The sequence below is a fragment of the Pseudomonadota bacterium genome, assembly GCA_018823285.1.
Lineage (GTDB): Bacteria > Desulfobacterota > Desulfobulbia > Desulfobulbales > JAGXFP01 > JAHJIQ01.
On record JAHJIQ010000014.1, the window covers coordinates 70,493 to 88,017 of the forward strand.

The 17,525-nt window shown below is 54.6% G+C and carries 16 protein-coding genes; 10 read left to right on the plus strand and 6 right to left on the minus strand.

From position 1 onward, the window contains the following. The first annotated feature begins 16 nt into the window (after positions 1-16). Positions 17-1,273, plus strand: a complete 1,257-nt coding sequence (locus KKG35_04455) for a glutamate-5-semialdehyde dehydrogenase (GenBank protein MBU1737370.1) — start codon at positions 17-19, stop codon at positions 1,271-1,273. Positions 1,274-1,330: 57 nt separating this feature from the next. Next, positions 1,331-2,002 carry a nicotinate-nucleotide adenylyltransferase gene (gene nadD / locus KKG35_04460; GenBank protein ID MBU1737371.1) on the plus strand — a complete coding sequence of 224 codons (672 nt, stop codon included), beginning with the start codon at positions 1,331-1,333 and terminating at the stop codon, positions 2,000-2,002. Between the two features lie 17 nt (positions 2,003-2,019). Here the strand turns inward: nadD and KKG35_04465 are convergent, their stop codons facing one another. Further along, the gene (locus tag KKG35_04465; protein ID MBU1737372.1) at positions 2,020-2,784 is read right to left on the minus strand and encodes a Stp1/IreP family PP2C-type Ser/Thr phosphatase; all 765 of its coding nucleotides are present in this window, start codon (positions 2,782-2,784) and stop codon (positions 2,020-2,022) included. 53 nt (positions 2,785-2,837) lie between these two features. Beyond that, on the minus strand, positions 2,838-5,381 hold the full coding sequence (locus tag KKG35_04470) for a CHASE2 domain-containing protein (protein MBU1737373.1): 2,544 nt from the start codon (positions 5,379-5,381) through the stop codon (positions 2,838-2,840). 282 nt (positions 5,382-5,663) lie between these two features. On the opposite strand from KKG35_04470, the gene KKG35_04475 reads away from it, so the two are divergent. After that, a complete protein-coding gene (locus KKG35_04475; GenBank protein ID MBU1737374.1) occupies positions 5,664-6,410 on the plus strand; it encodes a TIGR04219 family outer membrane beta-barrel protein in 747 nt (248 codons plus the stop codon). A 101-nt stretch (positions 6,411-6,511) separates the two neighbouring features. On the opposite strand, the gene KKG35_04480 is transcribed toward KKG35_04475, so the two are convergent. Together KKG35_04480 and KKG35_04485 are read right to left on the minus strand one after the other, a co-directional pair. Further along, the gene (locus tag KKG35_04480; protein MBU1737375.1) at positions 6,512-6,805 is read right to left on the minus strand and encodes a cytochrome-c peroxidase; all 294 of its coding nucleotides are present in this window, start codon (positions 6,803-6,805) and stop codon (positions 6,512-6,514) included. 206 nt (positions 6,806-7,011) lie between these two features. Beyond that, complete coding sequence (locus tag KKG35_04485; GenBank protein MBU1737376.1) at positions 7,012-7,746, minus strand: GTP cyclohydrolase I FolE2; 735 nt, start codon at positions 7,744-7,746, stop codon at positions 7,012-7,014. A gap of 190 nt (positions 7,747-7,936) precedes the next feature. Here KKG35_04485 and KKG35_04490 point away from each other — a divergent pair, with 190 nt between their 5' ends. The 7 genes from KKG35_04490 (at position 7,937) to KKG35_04520 (ending at position 13,449) form a co-directional block, all read left to right on the plus strand. Further along, the gene (locus KKG35_04490) at positions 7,937-8,347 is read left to right on the plus strand and encodes an RNA-binding protein (protein MBU1737377.1); all 411 of its coding nucleotides are present in this window, start codon (positions 7,937-7,939) and stop codon (positions 8,345-8,347) included. 42 nt (positions 8,348-8,389) lie between these two features. Continuing rightward, positions 8,390-9,004 (plus strand): IMP cyclohydrolase, encoded by a 615-nt coding sequence (locus tag KKG35_04495; protein ID MBU1737378.1) that lies wholly within the window; start codon positions 8,390-8,392, stop codon positions 9,002-9,004. Between the two features lie 9 nt (positions 9,005-9,013). Next, positions 9,014-9,601, plus strand: a complete 588-nt coding sequence (locus tag KKG35_04500; GenBank protein MBU1737379.1) for a phosphoribosylglycinamide formyltransferase — start codon at positions 9,014-9,016, stop codon at positions 9,599-9,601. After that, on the plus strand, positions 9,598-10,143 hold the full coding sequence (gene pyrR / locus KKG35_04505; protein ID MBU1737380.1) for a bifunctional pyr operon transcriptional regulator/uracil phosphoribosyltransferase PyrR: 546 nt from the start codon (positions 9,598-9,600) through the stop codon (positions 10,141-10,143). The genes KKG35_04500 and pyrR overlap by 4 nt, the downstream gene beginning before the upstream one ends. A 14-nt stretch (positions 10,144-10,157) precedes the next feature. After that, positions 10,158-11,534 (plus strand): HAMP domain-containing histidine kinase, encoded by a 1,377-nt coding sequence (locus KKG35_04510; protein ID MBU1737381.1) that lies wholly within the window; start codon positions 10,158-10,160, stop codon positions 11,532-11,534. Beyond that, positions 11,521-12,228: a rhomboid family intramembrane serine protease gene (locus tag KKG35_04515; protein ID MBU1737382.1), complete on the plus strand. Its 708-nt coding sequence runs from the start codon at positions 11,521-11,523 to the stop codon at positions 12,226-12,228. The genes KKG35_04510 and KKG35_04515 overlap by 14 nt, the downstream gene beginning before the upstream one ends. 366 nt (positions 12,229-12,594) lie before the next feature. Next, positions 12,595-13,449 (plus strand): hypothetical protein, encoded by an 855-nt coding sequence (locus KKG35_04520; GenBank protein MBU1737383.1) that lies wholly within the window; start codon positions 12,595-12,597, stop codon positions 13,447-13,449. A gap of 44 nt (positions 13,450-13,493) precedes the next feature. Here KKG35_04520 and recQ read toward each other — a convergent pair whose 3' ends face one another. Next, positions 13,494-15,323, minus strand: coding sequence for a DNA helicase RecQ (gene recQ / locus KKG35_04525; protein ID MBU1737384.1), 1,830 nt, complete (start codon positions 15,321-15,323; stop codon positions 13,494-13,496). Between the two features lie 363 nt (positions 15,324-15,686). Beyond that, positions 15,687-17,330 (minus strand): ATP-binding cassette domain-containing protein, encoded by a 1,644-nt coding sequence (locus KKG35_04530; GenBank protein ID MBU1737385.1) that lies wholly within the window; start codon positions 17,328-17,330, stop codon positions 15,687-15,689. Between the last annotated feature and the right edge of the window lie 195 nt (positions 17,331-17,525).

Here is a 17,525-nt window from a genome sequence, read left to right on the forward strand (position 1 = left end):
TGATCAGGAGAAGGTGATGAACATTCAGGAACAGATCAGGGATATGGCTGCCCGGGCCAGAAAGGCTTCAAGGCAGATGGCCTCTCTTTCAACCGCAGCGAAGAATCGATTGCTGATCAGAATGGCGGATTCTTTGCAGCAAAAGGCGGAATATATCCGTGCCGAAAACGAGAAGGATCTTGCCGCCGGCCGGGAGAAGGGGTTGAGCGCGGCCATGCTCGACCGTCTTGAACTCTCACCAAAGGTCATGAATTCGATGATCGGCGGTTTGCGTGAAGTTGCAGCGCTTCCCGATCCGGTGGGTGAGATCAGTGAGATGATCAAACGTCCGAACGGGATCATGGTAGGAAGAATGCGGATTCCTCTGGGCGTGGTGGGGATGATTTACGAGTCGCGGCCGAATGTGACGGTGGATGCCGCCTCCTTATGCCTCAAAGCGGGGAACAGTGTTTTTCTCCGGGGCGGCTCGGAAGCAATTCATTCAAATCTGGCCCTGGCCACGGTTCTGCGGGAGTGTCTGGCCGGGGAAGGGATCAACGGTGATGCGCTTCAGGTTGTGCCGGTGACCGACCGGGAAGCGATCAATACTCTTCTGCAGCTTGAGGAATATATCGATCTGATCATTCCCCGGGGCGGGGAGGGGCTGATCCGATTTGTCGCCGAGAATTCAAGAATCCCGGTTCTGAAGCATTACAAAGGGGTCTGCCATGCCTTTGTTGATCAGTCGGCCGAGCAGCGGATGGCGATCAATATTATCATGAACGGCAAGGTGCAGAGACCAGGCGTCTGCAATGCGCTTGAGACCCTGCTGGTCCATCGGCGGATTGCCGGATCATTTCTGCCGGCGGTCGCCGCAGAGCTGCGAAAAAGTGGGGTCGAGCTGCGGGGCTGTCCGGAAACCTGCCGGATTCTTGGCGATTGTAAAGCGGCGGAAAAGAGCGACTGGGGGATGGAATTCCTTGATCTCATTCTGGCGGTGAAAGTTGTTGACGATATCGACGGGGCGATGGAGCATATCGTCAGATACGGCTCCCAGCATACGGAGGTCATCATCACCAATGATTACGCCAATTCCCAGAGGTTCCTGCGGGAAGTCGACGCCTCGGCGGTGATGGTCAATGCCTCGTCACGATTCAGCGACGGCGGTCAGTTCGGCCTCGGCAGTGAAATCGGGATCAGCACCACCAAGCTTCATGCCTATGGTCCGATGGGTCTGAAGGAACTGACCTCCCGTAAATTTATTGTGTATGGGGAAGGTCAGGTCCGAGAATAGAGCTTTCCGATCCGGCACCATCATCTCCAATCCCGTTCATCAGTGGAGGGTCGCTTGATTTCAGCAGCAGAGTCAGAGCGCGGCGGAAGGACAGGGGTACTGGGCGGGACCTTCGACCCGGTCCACCTCGGGCATCTTGCGGTGGCGGAACATGCTTTTGCCTCGCTTCAGCTCAACCGGGTGCTGTTCATCCCTGCGGCAAGGCCTCCCCACAAACCTGATCTGAAAATCACCCCCTTTGTCCATCGGGCGGCCATGCTGGAACTGGCCCTGCAGGATCGGCCCGGTTTTGTCCTATCCACCATGGAGGAAAAGAGAAGCGGCCCTTCCTTTTCCGTTGATACCTTGCGAGAGCTGCGTTCTGTCCTCGGGGAAGCGGAAAAAATCTTTTTCCTGATCGGCATGGATGCCTTCGCCGAGATCGCGACCTGGAAAAATTATCGGCTCCTGCCGGAGTTGTGTGATCTGGTGGTGATCGACAGGCCCGATTTTCCGCTGGAGCTGATGAAAAAGACCGTTTCCCTGTTTGACCCCGACCCACCGGGGACTGCCGGCAGCCCTGGCAGGAATAGAGTTCGCGCGGGGGCGTTTCATGCCCTGGCGATGGAACCTGTGGACATTTCTTCGACCAGAATCCGGAAGACAGTTGGTGAGGGCGGGGCGGTGCGGGGTCTTGTCCCGCCGGGAGTTGCGGACTATATCGAGAAAAAAGGGCTGTACCGCGTATAGACCGGTCAGGTTTTCCCTTACAGAAAGCTGGCCAGAACGGTGGTGATGTTGTCGCGGCCGCCCATCTGGTTCGCTTCGTGGATCAGCTGCCTGCAGGTCTCTTCCAGGTTGCTGTTGGTCTGCAGGATATCAAGAATATCCTCGTCACCCAACATGCCGTTCAGGCCGTCCGAGCAGATCAGCAGTTTATCCCCGGATTCCAGTTCGAATTCATTGATATCCACCTCGACTCTGGTCCGGTAGCCGAGCGCCCTGGTGATCATGTTCCTGATTCTCGATCGCTTGGCCTCATCGGCGGTGATCAGACCGTCTCGAATCTGTTCTTCAACCAGGGAATGATCGGTGGTGATCTGCTGGAGATTCCCTGACCGGAGCAGGTAGGCGCGGCTGTCTCCGACGTGGGCGATTGTCACGCGCGGGGATTCGGGATCGGACCGCCAGGCCGCGACGATGGTGGTGCCCATTCCCTGCCATTCCTCGCGGCTGGTGGCAGTGTCGGAGATCACCTGGTTGGCGAGTATGATCGCCGAGTTCAAACGGTTCCCGGCACGGCTGTATCGGGAGTTGTACCCGGTAAGGTAGGGTTCGTCGGTGGTCATGGTCCGGCGGATATAATCGGTGATCAGGTCGATTGCCATTTTACTGGCCACTTCACCTGCGGCATGGCCACCCATGCCATCGGCCACCAGAAACAACCCCAGTTTCTTGTCGATCCCGTAGTTGTCTTCGTTCTTGGTGCGTTTCATGCCGACGTCGGTCAGTCCGCATACTTTGAAGTTCAAGGGGCCAGCTCCTGGTGTACGATTTTAAAGTTGGTTCATCTCAATAAATGTTGTCAAATGTTTTCCAGGCATTGCTGGGCCTCAAGAACCACCGCCCCTGCGTTCTGGAAACGTTGCGCCCGGCTTCTGGCCATCAGCTTGTTGATCAGGGCCTCGCAACAGGGTGGGATGTCCTTGCGCAGGGTTTTAACCGGTGTAAATTTGGCGCTGGCAATATTGTGCATCAGGTTGCCGATGTTGTCGCTCTTGAAAGGTTTTTCGCCGGTAAACAGTTCGTACATGACCGATCCGAGAGAAAAAAGGTCTGACCTGCCGTCAAGTTTCTTGCCGAGGACCTGTTCCGGTGACATATAGTTCGGGGTGCCGAGAATAATGCCGGTCTGGGTGCTGTTGGATGTTGTCAGGCGGGCAATACCGAAATCGGTGACCTTGACATGGCCTTTTTCGGTCAGCATCACATTGGCGGGTTTGATATCGCGATGGACAACCTTGTGTTTATGGGCGTAATCAAGGGCAAAGGCGACCCTGATGATGATGTTGAGGATCATTTTCGGCGGCAGCAGGTTGTCCTTGCGGCAATGACGGGCCAGATCATGACCGTCGAGATATTCCATGGCCATGTATGTGGTGTCGTACTCTTCGCCGGCGTCATAGATGGTGACAATGTTGGGATGACTGAGTCGGCCGGCGGCCTCAGCTTCCCGGAAGAATCGTGCCTTGATGTCGGCCAGCTGCTCGGCATCAATATCGTCGTATCGTAGAGTCTTGATCGCCACCTTGCGATTGATTTTCGGGTCGCGGCCGAGATAGACCGTGCCGATCGCACCTTTGCCGATTTCCTTGATGATTTCATAGCGTCCGAGAGTAGGCTTGGTCTGGGTGTCCTGGAAGAGGATGTTGTTTTCGGCCCGCTGGCCTGGTGAAGGGCCGAGGAGCTTTGCTTCAGCCCTTTTCATTCGCCATATCCGATCATTGGCATCTTTGAATTTGCCGCCTTTCAGCAGATATTCGTACACTGATATTGCCTTGTTGAACATCCGCTTCCTTTCGAAATCAAGGCCCAGGTTATAGAGGGCTTCCTTCACTGAAGGATCGTTCAGCGAGCACTTGCGGAAACTGTCGAAGGCCATGTCGAGCTGCCCCTGCCCCTGGAAGGACAGGCCGAGCATTTTGTTCATCTCGGTATGCTCATCCATCTTTTTACCGGGAGCGGCCAGGAACCTGTTCAGGAGCTGCAGCAGGAACCCGAGAATAACCACCACTGCATGGGGGACCACGTAGAACCACATTCCGTTGTTCAAGTACATGAAAAGGACACCGCCGAGCCAGGCCACCAGGAAGGAGCTGATAATGACAATCGCTATCGAGGCATTGAGCCTCTTGGTGATATTCAGCAGGATGACGCCGAAATAGAGGAGAACGACAACTTCCAGAAACCATCCCCAGCCCGGCCGGTAGATAAAACCGTTGTTGATGATGTTTTCCAGGGTATAGGCAGTGAGTTCCACCCCGGTCATTGCCTTGCCGACCGGAGTCCGGTAGGTGGGCGTGTACTGCGGATCGGTGATGCCGATCAGCACCAGTTTGTTATCCAGAAGACCCTTGGCCATTTTCCCTTCTGCAACATCGGCAAAGGAATAACGGTTGATAATGAAGGGGTTGGTATCAAAATCGATGTACATCTTGAAATCGTGGCCGGTGGGGATTTTTTTGCCTTCATAACGGAGGCCCCGGTAAATGTTTCTGCTGCCGGAGAGTTGAATGTCATCCATCCTTTTGTCGGCATAGGCAAGGGCCATCTGCAGTGCAAACGACGGAACCAGCCGGTCTTGATAATTGATCAGCAGCCGGTTGCTGCGGTAGAGCCCGTCACTGTCAGGCTGGAAATCAATGTGGCCGTGTCTTCCGGAAACTTTTGCCAGCGATGGATAGGTGAAATTTGCATCGGCGGGCGGCGCGTAATTCCGGTAGGCGAGATGCGGGTTCTGGAGGTTGGCCAGAAGATCTTTGGGGTTGGGGACCGCCAGTTCCTTTTGGAGCATGTTGCCGTAGAGCCATTCTGGGATCTCATGGGCGGCGCCGACCGGGGGAACCCATGAAAAAGAAAGGGGCAGGACGACATTCATTACCGGTTTGACAGCCTGATAGATAATGGTGTCCTGATCAATTTCAGTCGCGGCGTCCCGCAGCAGATTGTCAATTCTGCCTATAGTATTGCTGGTGCTGTATGCCGGTTCGCTCTTGAGTGTCTGCCGGATCTTTCTGATGGCCGAAAGACCCGGATTGACATCCTTTTCCTGATAAAGAATATTCAGTCCCACTGCCTTGGCTCCGGAATTTCCGGCCGATTTCACCATGTCGGCGATGACCGATCTGGGCCAGGGCCAGGGGCCGATGGATTCGATGCTTTTCCGGTCGATTTCAATGAGAACCACCGGACTTGGTGTCTCCCGCTGACGTAACGCCGTCATCAGGTCGTAGAGTTTGAGGTCGAAGAACTGCAGAGGGAAATACCCGGACAGCATCCCTGCCAGTATCGAAAACGAAAGCACCAGGCTTACCAGCCAGTTCGGCACTATCAGTGGTCTTCCTTTCATATCCTGAATCTTCCTCGGGTAGCGGTTGAACAGGGGGTTGATCTATGGCCCGAGCGGATGAAATGCGTGTATGAACTCCCCAGCCCGGACAACTGGCAAAACATGTTACCATTACAAATAGTTTCAGGCAACAAAAGGCTGCTAAATGGTTGTATTGGATGATAATTTTGACAAATTACCAGGCAGTGATATAATCAGCAACGATGTAAAGAGAAGAGGATTCAGTACTATAAAGTAATTCTGTGATGGAGGTTCGGGATGGGAAAAGTTGTCAGGATGTTGATGGTTGCGGTGGTGGTTGTCGGGATGAGCGGTAACGCTTCCGCTCTTGGTCTTGAGATCTCGGCGGGGGGCTGGGCCCAGTCACCTGATGGCCAGCTGGCATATAAGTCTTTGGCGACAACCGACAGCCTCGATCTGGAAAACGATGCCAGGTACGATGAGGAAACCCAGGCGCTGGTCCGGGTGAAGATCGACATGCCCGCCGTTATCCCGAACATTTATCTGATGGCCTCCCCGATGGAATTTGAAGGAGCGGGTCAGAAGACCACCGCCTTTGATTTTGGCGATATTCAGTTTGACGCCTCAATCCCGTTTACTTCAAGGATATCCCTGGACCATTATGACCTGGCGCTCTATTACGGTATTCCTTTGCTCGGCACGGCGAGCCTGAACACCCTGAATATCGATCTGGGTATCAATGTCAGAATGATTGATATCGAGGCGGAAATCAATCAGCCGACCGTCGGTAAAAGGGAGAGCATCGATGAAACCCTCTACGTGCCGATGGCTTTTCTGGCGGTGCAGATCACCCCGATCGAGGAGTTGTCGATCGAGGCCGAAGCCAGAGGGGTCGGCTACAGCGGCAGTCATTACTATGATTTTATCGGCAGGATAAAATATAAGTTCGCCGGGCCGGTGTTTGCGGCCGCCGGATATCGCCATGAAGAGATAGAGATTGACGAGAAGGATATCCGTGCCGAGGTTGATTTTTCCGGGCCCTTTGCCGAAGCTGGTTTTCAGTTTTAACGAGCTGTCCGGCAACACCGCTTTGCATGGGGGGCGGCTGTAATTTAATTTGATTTAAGGGCGGAGCCGACCAGGCTGCCGCCCTTTTTTTTGTGTAAACCCTATTTTCCGGAGAGGGACTCGATATACATCTTCAGTGAACGCATTTCCACGGACCGCCCATCAATTTTGCTGCCTTTGAGAGGGCCGACGACGCAGCGGTTGATCATTTCAGTAAGATTGGCTTTGGCGCCGGCTTTTTCAAGCCCCTCGCCACCCGGATGGCAGCTGTTGCAGCTTTTGGGATTGGTGGAACCGCCAAGGGCTGGATCATTGAAAAGCTTGCTTCCCTTTTCGACCGAAGACTCGCCGGCCGTTGCTGCGCCTGCCGCAATGAATATGCAGCCTGCAAGGATTGTACGGCAAAAGAGCTTATTCATGTTGTCCTCCATTAAAATTGAGATTTGTTGTGCTTCATTAGATTGTTAAGGTATATGTTAGGTATTTGCAAGTGAAATAGGAGAGGAGCGGAAAATAAAAGTCCGACTGGGAGGTGGAGGGTTGTCCTGCTTGAGGGAATCAGGAAGGTTCTGCGGGCGGCTCCTCCTGCAGGGAACTGGTTTCAGATTTCGTCGCTGTCGATGTAGGCATAGGCGCTGTGCTTGTGGATCGACTCGAAACTTTCAACCCCCACCGAGAACCAGGAGATGTCCGGGTGAGCCCCGGCTTCTTCGGCGACCCGCCGGACCACGTCTTCGACAAACATCGGATTTTCAAAGGCCTTCTCGGTCACGTATTTCTCATCCGGTCGTTTGAGCAGGGCGTAGACTTCGCACGAGGCGGTTTTTTCAACCAGGGTGATCAGGTCTTCAACCCAGATAAATTTCCGGTAACGGATATTCAGGTTCACTTCGGCCCGCTGATTGTGGGCGCCATAGGCGCTGATCTCTTTTGAGCAGGGGCAGAGGGTGGTGACCGGTACCCAGACGGAGATGACCAGGTCGTTGTTCTCCTCTCCGCCGCCGGTGAAACGGCAGCGATATTCCATGAGGCTCGGGGTGGCGGTTACCGGAGATTTTTTTTCGATGAAATAGGGGAAGGTCATTTCCATCAGGGCCGATTCGGCGCCGAGTTCCTCCTTGATCTCTCCCAGTATTTCCGGAAAGATCGTCACATTGAGGTCGTCCTGATATTTATTGAGGATGGAGATGAAGGTGGTCACACAGTTTTCCCGGTTTGACCTGGGCATGTTGACCCGCAGTCTGATGGTGGAGACGGTATCCTGGTGGCCGCCAGACTTCTGCCTGATCCTGACCGGGTAATTGATATCTTCGATGCCGACGCTCTTGAGTTTCATGCGGGCGACATTAACGTTTTTTTTCCAGGCTGTCCAGAGATCGCTGTGGTGTTCCTTTCCTGGAAGTTGACCGTAATAAATCACGGGGCACAGAGTTTGGTGGAAGGGGCAGGGTAAATGTGGTAGATTTGTTTTTTTTCAAGTTCCCCGGTTTCGATTGAATCTTCTTGCCCGATGGGGTTTTGCATCTATGGTTGCAGCCGATGAAGAGAAAAAGGTCCGGATTGACAAATGGTTGTGGGCGGCAAGGTTTTTCAAGACCCGCTCGCTGGCAACTCAGGCGGTTGCCGGTGGCAGGGTACATGTCAATGGCGAAAGGAGCAAGCCTTCGCGGTCGGTCATTATCGGTGACCGGCTGAAGATTACCCGGGGCGAAATCGAATATGACATTCTGGTCCTTGCCCTTGCCGAGCGGCGCGGTCCGGCCGCTGCCGCTCAGAAGCTTTACCAGGAAACAGCCGAGAGTCTTGCCGTGCGAGAGAGGCTGGCAGAAGAACGACGATTGCGGAAAGAGGCAGCCCCCGGGCCGATTTTTACCGGGCGTCCCGGCAAGAGAGACCGGAGGCTGATCCGTCGATTTATCAGGGGTGATGATGAATAAATCTGTTTGTATAAACGAAAGATTGAAGAAGGAGTTGCACGCATGAGAAAGATTGAAAGAGCGTTGATCAGCCTGACCGACAAATCAGGGATTGAGGATTTTGCCCGTGAACTTGAGAAGATGGGGGTTGAGATCCTGTCAACCGGCGGGACTGCCAAAAAAATGAGGGACAGCGGGATCAAGGTGATGGATGTTTCCGAATTCACCGGCTTTCCGGAGATGCTTGACGGGCGGGTGAAGACTCTCCACCCGAAAGTTCATGGCGGCATTCTTGCCCAGAAGGAGAACCCGGATCATCTGGCGCAGATGGCGAAGCACGGGATGAAACCGATCGACCTGGTGGCGGTCAATCTGTACGCCTTTGAAAAAACCGTGGCCGATCCAAATTGTAGCCTTGCCGACGCCATCGAAAATATCGATATCGGCGGTCCGACCATGCTCCGCTCTTCGGCCAAGAATTTTCGCGATGTGACCGTTCTCGTCGACCCTGCCGATTATCCCCAGGTTTTAAAAGAGATGAAGGCGACCGGCAATACCACCCTGAAAACCAGGTTCCGCCTTGCGGCCAAGGTCTTTGCCCTGACCAGCAGGTATGATACGACCATTTCCGCCTGGCTGGAAAAGGTCGATGTAGACAATAATCCGTACTTCAGGTAGGAGATCTTTATGAAGATGGCGGTCCTGTTGTCCGGCAGCGGCCGGACCCTGGATAATTTCCACGAGCGGATAGTCTCGGGTACCATGCGGGGCAGTATCGAAGTGGTCATCTCCAACGTTGCCGGTGTGCTCGGCCTGGAGAAGGCCGAAAAATATGGTTACCCGGCGTATGTTGCTCCCACGAGTAAAGAGACCAACGAAATACTGGCGAAGTATGATGTCGACCTGATTCTCCTGGCGGGTTATCTCAAACTCTATACCCCGCCGCAACATCTGAAACGCGCGGTCGTGAACATCCATCCGTCGCTCATACCCTCGTTCTGCGGGGACGGTTTTTACGGGATGCGGGTTCATCGGGCGGTCAAGGCGCGAGGGGTCAGGGTCAGCGGCTGCACCGTTCATTTTGCAAACGAGGTATACGATGAGGGGCCGATCATCGTCCAGCACTGTGTGCCGGTCTTTGCTGAGGACACCCCGGATGATGTTGCGGCCAGGGTTTTTGCGGCGGAATGTGAAGCGTACCCGGAAGCGATTAACCTGGTGTGCGAAAAAGGGGTGGACTATTTCTGGTCCGGTGAAGGGAGGAGGCAAGGATGACTACCGAGAAAAAAAAAGTGATGTCGGCCCACGATATTGAGCTTTCCCTGTCAAGAATCGCGATCGAGATTGTTGAACGGAACCGCAACCTGAATAATCTGGCGATCGTCGGTATTCATACCGGCGGCGTCTTTCTGGCCGAGAGAATCAAGAAGATGATCGAGGAGCGGGTCAAGGTCAAGCTGCCCATCGGCAGTCTTGATATCACCCTCTACCGGGACGACTGGAGCCTGGCCAGCCAGAGCCCGGTGGTCAAAACCACCGACCTTAATTTCCCGGTGGAGTGCTGCACCGTGGTCCTGATCGATGACGTGCTGTTCACCGGCCGGACCATCCGGGCGGCGCTCGATGCGATCATGGATTTCGGCCGGCCGATGGTGCTGCAGCTGGCCGTTCTGCTCGATCGCGGCGGCCGGGAGCTGCCCATTCAACCGGACTTTGTCGGAATGCATGTTCTGGTGGAAGACAATGAACGGGTCGATGTCCATTTAAGCGAGAAAGACGGGGTAGATGAAGTCATTATCAGGCCGGCCGGGAAATGACTTTAGGGTCGGACATGGTGAAGAATGGCAAGTCATCGAATCCGGGGCCGGATCTGCAGTATATCCACCGGCGGATCAAAAAAAAATTCGAAGACTATCAAACCTATCATTTCAGCGCCAATCAGAATGATATCCTGAAGACCTTTTTTGATCTGGCCCAGGAATTCGATTCTTTTCAGGATTTCTACCGGATCTGCGTGCTGGTCCCCTGCGATTGCCTGCAGATGCAGGTCTCTCTTTATCTGGAGGCTGAATCCGGGATCGGCCTGCAGCTGGTCTGTAATTCCAGTGATGGTGTTCGCTACGATTCCGCCCCTGCCCCTTCTTATGTCAGGACTTCCCAGGAGCCATATGATCATGAAGGCTCATACCTGGTTCCCATTTCCCGCAAACAGTTCCATCAGGCCGATGCCCCGGCAATGAAAAAGGCGGCCCGCATCCTCGGGATGCTGGAGGTTTCCGCCGGCCGTGAACTTTCCGGCGAGGAACGGTTTTTCTTTATCAAATACGCCAACCGTATTGCCTACAATCTTCACAACCGTAAACTGATGCAGCAGAATATCCGCCATCTGGAGTTCATCAACACTCTGGTGATGGATATTGAACACAATGTGATCATCCCCAATATGTACTTCAAGCACCTCTTCAACCGGCTCAAGGCTTCGATTGGCGGGCTGGAGGAGCTGGTGCTGGATGAGGAGGGGGCAAGCGAGCCTTACCGGGGGCGGCTTGCCACCGTTTACCAGGGGCTTCGGGAAAATCACCGGCAGCTTCTCGACCACCATTCGACCACCTCGCTCTTCCTCGAAAGCCTGTTTCGCAAAGACCATTTCACCGAGGGGCATCTGGTTTTAAAACCACGGTCCTGTATGGTGGAACAGGAGATCATCAGGCCGCAGCTCGAAAACTATCTCAATCGTTTTTCCCTCTACGGGATTGAGGTCCGATACCCCGATGACATGGAAGATGAGTTGCCGTTAAGCGTCGATATCGGCCTTCTCGCCCAGGTGTACGCGAACCTTTTCTCCAATGCGGTTAAATATACCGAGAGTGTGAAAACCGCAGCGGGGTTTGCCAGGAAAGCGATGGCCTATGGCCGCAAGCTGGAAAAAGATTATTTCGGGCCGGGCAAGGACGGGATGAAATTCAACGTGTTTTCCACCGGACCGCAGCTGTCCGCCACTGAACAGGAGCGGGTGTTTGACGACGGTTTCCGGGGCAGCAATTCGGGTCGCAGCTCCGGCACCGGGCATGGGCTCTCTTTTGTCAGACACGTGATCGAGATCCATGGCGGTCGGGTGGGCTACGAATCGGTCGAAGAGGGGAATAACTTCTATTTTGTTCTTCCCCTTGCCGGAGAATATAAAGGGATGAAAGATGTTTCCCCTTAAGGATGATGTTCCGTCGAGCAGTTTCCCGGCCATCAACCTCTGGCTGATCATCGTCAATGTCCTCTGTTTTGTCTACGAGCTGATGCTCGGCGACCACCTCAATCCATTTCTTTCGACCTATGGTTTTGTGCCGGCGAGGTTTATGGCGGCGCAGGCTGAAAACTATTTTGATTTCGGGCGCTTTCTGCCGGTGTTCTCCTCCATGTTTCTCCATGGCGGGTTTCTGCATGTCATTTCCAATATGTGGATGTTGTGGATATTCGGCGACAATGTCGAAGACAGTATGGGCCATGGACGATATCTTTTCTTCTACCTGCTGTGCGGTTTTGTCTCGGTGTTCGCCCAGGGGCTTTCGGCTCCGGGTTCGGTGGTGCCGATGATCGGGGCCAGCGGGGCGATTTCCGGGGTGCTGGGGGCCTATTTTGTTCTCCATCCGCGGGCGAGGATCACCACCCTGGTGCCGATCTTCTTTTTCCTGACCATCATCAGGATCCCGGCCTTTGTTTTTCTCGGCTTCTGGATTCTGCTGCAGATTTTGCAGGGGTCCGCCAATCTCCTGGATACCGGCGCCGGGGCAAAAGGAGGCGTTGCGTGGTGGGCCCATGTCGGCGGCTTTGTCATGGGTTTTGTGCTGATTCATCTGTTCAGGAAAAAAAAGGGCCGGTTAGTCAGAAAGCCGTGGTATCAGTTCTGAGCTTGTAATTTTTTCCCGGGTCAATCTCCAGATACTCCGGAATATCCCTGTTCACTATTCCAGCTGCCTGGTCCGTTTCATTGCTGGCTGCACTACTGAGGATATACCTGTGACAAATTGCCCCATTTCAGAACCCTCTGTCGGTGTTATAATGAAATCCGATGCCGTAATGCTCCTCCGGTTTCATCCCCCTTTTTTCCGGACATATTACGGCTTCTTTCCCCCTAGAAAGGGTGGCATCATAATGGTGGTGTCACCCTTTTTCCTTGTTTTTTTCTCTTTAAAAAAAGCCCCGGCAGATATACTTTCAGGAACCACCTCCTGTCGGGTTAAATGATGACAGGTCATTTCTGATGGAACCAGGCGATGGGTGAAAAGCAATCCGCAACTGAAGATTTCAATCTTTCCGGGCATGTTGTCAGGATGCTTGCCGGGCTGTTCCTGTTCTATGTGGTGATCATGACCTGCGGCTTCGCCTTCGAGGTTTTTCCCACCGAGGAGCCGGTGGTCCTTGCGGCAAAGGTCACGGCTGCCATCTGCGGGGCGATTATGCTCGGACTCGGAGGCTGGCTGCTTCACAGCTCGTTCGCGAGGCTTTTCGTTCTGGCCGGAATTCCGGCTGGTTCCTTTCCCGGGCGACTGGGCCTCTATTTCCGGCAGCGGGTAACCGGCAAAACCCTGCTGGCCGGTTTGCCTTATCTCCTGCTGAGTTTCCAGCTCGGGTATTTCCTGTTCAGCGGCAACTCCTGGCCGGCCGCCGGCGGAGAGGAGCTGCAGGAACTCTTTATGGTCGAGTACGGGATCATTCATGCCACCCTCTTTCTCGGTTGTATTTCCCTGATCCCGGCTATCGGCCGGGGCCGTCCGGTCAAGTATCTGCTGATCCTGCTCTTCGGCGCTTTCTATGCCTGGGCAATGCTCGATCAACTGAGTTTTTACGGCTATGCCTCCTATCTCTTTCTGCTCGCGAGCAAGTTCGGCGGCTACTTTCTCCGGCCGCCCTCGGCGAATCAAAAATTTGCCCTTTTTCTCCGTTGGGGAGCGCAGATCAGTACCTTTGTCCTGATTCTTGCCGCCCTCAACAATACTTCAATCAGCGGGCCGCTGAACATCCTCTGCGGATTCTGGTATTTTTTACTGCTGGCGATCTATGAGATCCTGGATGTCTTTTCGGTAAAGACCGGCGCCACCGGTGGTGGCGCGATGAAGAGTGAAGAGTGAAGAATTTGGAGTGTGGAGTTCCCGTAGGCAACACTTCTGCATTCTTAATTCTGCCTTTCTCTGAAATCATGGATGACTTTGAGGAAGGCCGGGCCGTACTTTTCGAGTTTGTTTGCGCCGACGCCGTGGATGGCCAGGAGCGCGGAATTATCTTTCGGCAGATACGCCGCCATTTCGATCAGGGTTTTATCTCCGAAGACCACGAAGGGCGGGACCCCTGCCGCATCGGCCAGGCTTTTGCGTAAGGAGCGCAATTTTTCAAAGAGTTCCTCGTTGTAGTCAAGGTCAGTTGTATTGCGTGGCCCTTTTTTCTTTTTGGTGGTAACCGGTCTGACCCGGGGCTTCGCCATGGTCAGGGTCTTTTCCCCGCGCAGGAGCGGACGGGAGGCGTCGGTGAGTTTCAGCACCGAGTAATCGGCCACATCCTGGAAGAGATAGCCGTGCTGGACCAGATGGTGGAGCAGGCTTGCCCAGAACTCCTTGGGTTGATCACTGCCGATTCCGTAGGTGGAGAGCTGGTCGTGCTGCTGTTTCATGATCCGTTCATTTTTCGATCCGCGCAAAACATCAATCACATAACCGATACCGAACCGCTGCCCGACCCGGTAGACGCAGGAGAGCGCTTTTCTGGCGTCATCGGTCACATCATGGAGTTCCGGGGGTGACAGGCAGATATCACAGTTGCCGCAGGGTTCCGGCAACTGTTCGCCGAAATAGCCGAGCAGCACCTGGCGTCGACAACTCTGCGCTTCGGCAAAGGCGACCATCGCGTTCAGTTTATGGATCTCAATCCGTTTCTGTTCCTGGTTTCTGCCAAGCTCAATCAGGCCGCGGGCCACTGCGATATCACCATAGCCGAAGAGCAGAACCGCCTCCGAGGGCAGGCCGTCTCGGCCGGCGCGGCCGGTTTCCTGGTAGTAGCTTTCAATGTTCTTGGGCAGATCGTAATGCACCACGAAGCGAACATTGGGTTTGTCGATCCCCATCCCGAAGGCGACCGTCGCCACCACCACCTGCAGGTTGTCTTTGAGAAAGTCGTCCTGAACCTGTTTGCGTTCCTCTGCGGGAAGACCAGCGTGATAAGCGGCCGCCGAAAACCCTGCCGCAGATAGCTGGTCGGCCACCTGTTCCACCCGCTTGCGGGAAAGGCAGTAGACGATCCCGGACTCCTTTTCCCGCCCTTGAAGAAAGGTGCGGAGCTGATCTTTAGGTTTCAGCTTGTCGATCACCGTGTAACGGATATTGGGTCGGTCAAAACCGGCGACATAGGTTTTGGCCTGCTGCAGATTCAAACGGGTCAGAATATCGGCCCGGGTTTGCTCCTCGGCGGTGGCGGTGAGGGCGATCAGCGGGATCTTCGGAAACAGTCCGCGCAAGCGGCCGAGCTGGATGTATTCAGGCCGAAAATCATGGCCCCATTGCGATACGCAATGTGCCTCATCAATGGCAAAGAGAGAGATTTCGATATCAACCAGGCGGTCGAGAAAATCACTGCTCATCAGCCGTTCCGGGGCCACGTAAAGAAGATCAAGCTCTCTGTGGTGAAAGCGGCGCAGAACTTCCCGCGCCTCGTCCGCTTTCAGGGAGGAGTTGTAGAAGTCGGCCCGGACTCCGTTGGCCCGGAGCGCATCCACCTGGTCTTTCATCAGCGAGATCAGCGGGCTGACCACCAGCGCTACCCCCGGCCGGTGCAGGGCCGGAATCTGGTAGCAGAGCGATTTGCCGCCGCCGGTGGGCATCAGGACAAAGGCATCCTCACCCCGGATCAGGCCGGAGATGATTTCCTCCTGGTAGGGACGGAACTCGCTGTAACCGAAAATGGTGCGCAGGTTGTCGAGAGGTGTCGGGCTGGTGGTCGGCAAAGGGGCGTTCATGTCAATCATGAACAGAATGTACCCGGTTTACCGGAATCAGCCAATAATCAATATCTCAACTTTCTGAGTTTGATTAATCTCCCGATAAAGCTGAGTTGAGCAGCTGGCCTGCTCGTACGAAACTTATACTCGCAGGGTGAAATTAAGAGATTTTGGCGATTTTTCGTGCCTGTGTTCCACAAGAAGCCAGAAGCCAGGAGTCAGAAGCCAGGAGAAAAGCTTTAAACTCAGTCATTCTGGCTCCTGACTTCTGGCTTCTGAATTCTCATCATGGAATGCCACCATGCCTCTCAATTAATTTATAACAGCAAATCAACACCATAAGACAAGTCAGAAAGTTGAGATCAATATCCGGTGGGGTGCTCAGTTTCCTGATAATCCTTTGAGCTCTGCGGATTTCTGCAGGTAATAGTCGTAATCACCGCCGTAGAGGCGCATCTCGCCGTGATCGATTTCCATCACATGATCGACCAGGGAACGGAGAAAGTGGCGGTCGTGACTCACCAGAATTACGGTGCCGGTGAATTTCTGCAGGGCCTCAAGGAGAATCTCGCGGGACTGCAGATCGAGATGGTTGGTGGGCTCGTCGAGGATCAGAAAATTCAGGGGGCGGGCCAGAAGCGTTGCGATCACCACCCTGCTTTTTTCCCCGCCCGAGAGCTGGGCGATTTTCTTGTCACCGTCTTCACCCTGGAAGAGGAAGGCGCCGCAGAGGTTTCTGATCACCCCGATATTGGCCTGGGGGATCACGTTCTGGATGGTCTCGAAGACGGTGCTGCCGCCATGCAGGACGTCCATCGAGTGCTGGCTGAAATAGCCGATCGAGACGTTAGCCCCAATCGTTACCGTGCCGCCGGTCGGTTCGGTCTTCCCGGCGATGACCTTCAGAAAGGTTGATTTTCCCGCCCCGTTCACTCCGACCACCGCAATTTTCTCTCCCCGCCGGACCATCCCGGAAACACCGCTGAACACCGGCTTTTCGGGGGAGCCTTCATTGCCTGGCCAGGTCTTGGCAAGATCGACCATGGCCACCACGTCGTCGCCGCTTCTGGGTGGCTCGGGGAATTCAAAACGCATGACCCGCTGCTCGGCGGGGAGAACGATCCTTTCGATCTTTTCAATCTTCTTGATCCGGGATTGCACCTGGGAGGCGTGGGAGGCCCGGGCGGCAAAACGGGCGATAAATTCCTCTTCTTTGGCGAGCATTTCCTGCTGCCGCCGGGCGCTTGCGACGAGCTGCTCGCGGCGGATCTCCCGCTCGCGCAGGTAGAAATCGTAGTTGCCGCTGTAGGTGGTGATGGTCTGGTCTGCCACCTCGATAATCCGGCTGACAATGGCGTTCATGAAGGTCCGGTCATGGCTCGTCATCAGCACCGCCCCCTTGAACTCGTTTTTCAGCCATTCTTCAAGCCAGAGAATCGACTCGATATCGAGATGGTTGGTGGGTTCGTCTAAGAGCAGCACATCGGGGTTGATGGTCAGGATTTTGGCCAGCGCGATCCGCATCTTCCAGCCGCCGGAAAATGATTCGACCGGCCGGTTGTAATCGTCCGGACCGATGCCGAGACCGGTGAGCACCGTCTGGGCCCGGGTTTCCAGATCATAGCCGCCCCGGTGCTCAAATTCCTCCTGGGCGTTGCCGTAGCGCTCAAGGAGAGCGGCCAGTTCGTCATCCGCCATGGGTTCCGCCATCGCCGCTTCCATTTTCCGGATTTCATCCCCCAGGGCCAGCACCTCCGATACGGCGGCCATGGTCTCTGCCAGGGCCGAGCGGCCGGCCATTTCCCCGACTTCCTGGGAGAAATGGGCGATCACCGTCTTTTTGCCGCAGGAAATCTCACCCCGGTCCGCCTCTTCCTCACCGGTGATCAGCCGGAAGAGAGTGCTTTTTCCCGCCCCGTTGGGACCGACCAGGCCGGTGCGAACACCGGGCAGGATCTGAAAACCACCATTGGTAAAAAGAATCCGGTTGCCATGCTGTTTGTGAATATTGGTCAGGTGAATCATCGACAGCTCTCGTGAAAAATAGAGGGTTTTTCCCGTACGATCAGGACGTTGGGAAGCGATATCCGGCAAATCATTGGCGCTTTTGCCCTTCGGCGATAAAAAGGGCCTTTTTTTAGCATGATAGATTTGGTGCTGCAAGCTTATTTTCATCGCCGAGAGAAAGTGCCGTCCGTGAACATTGATAATTGAGGGTGT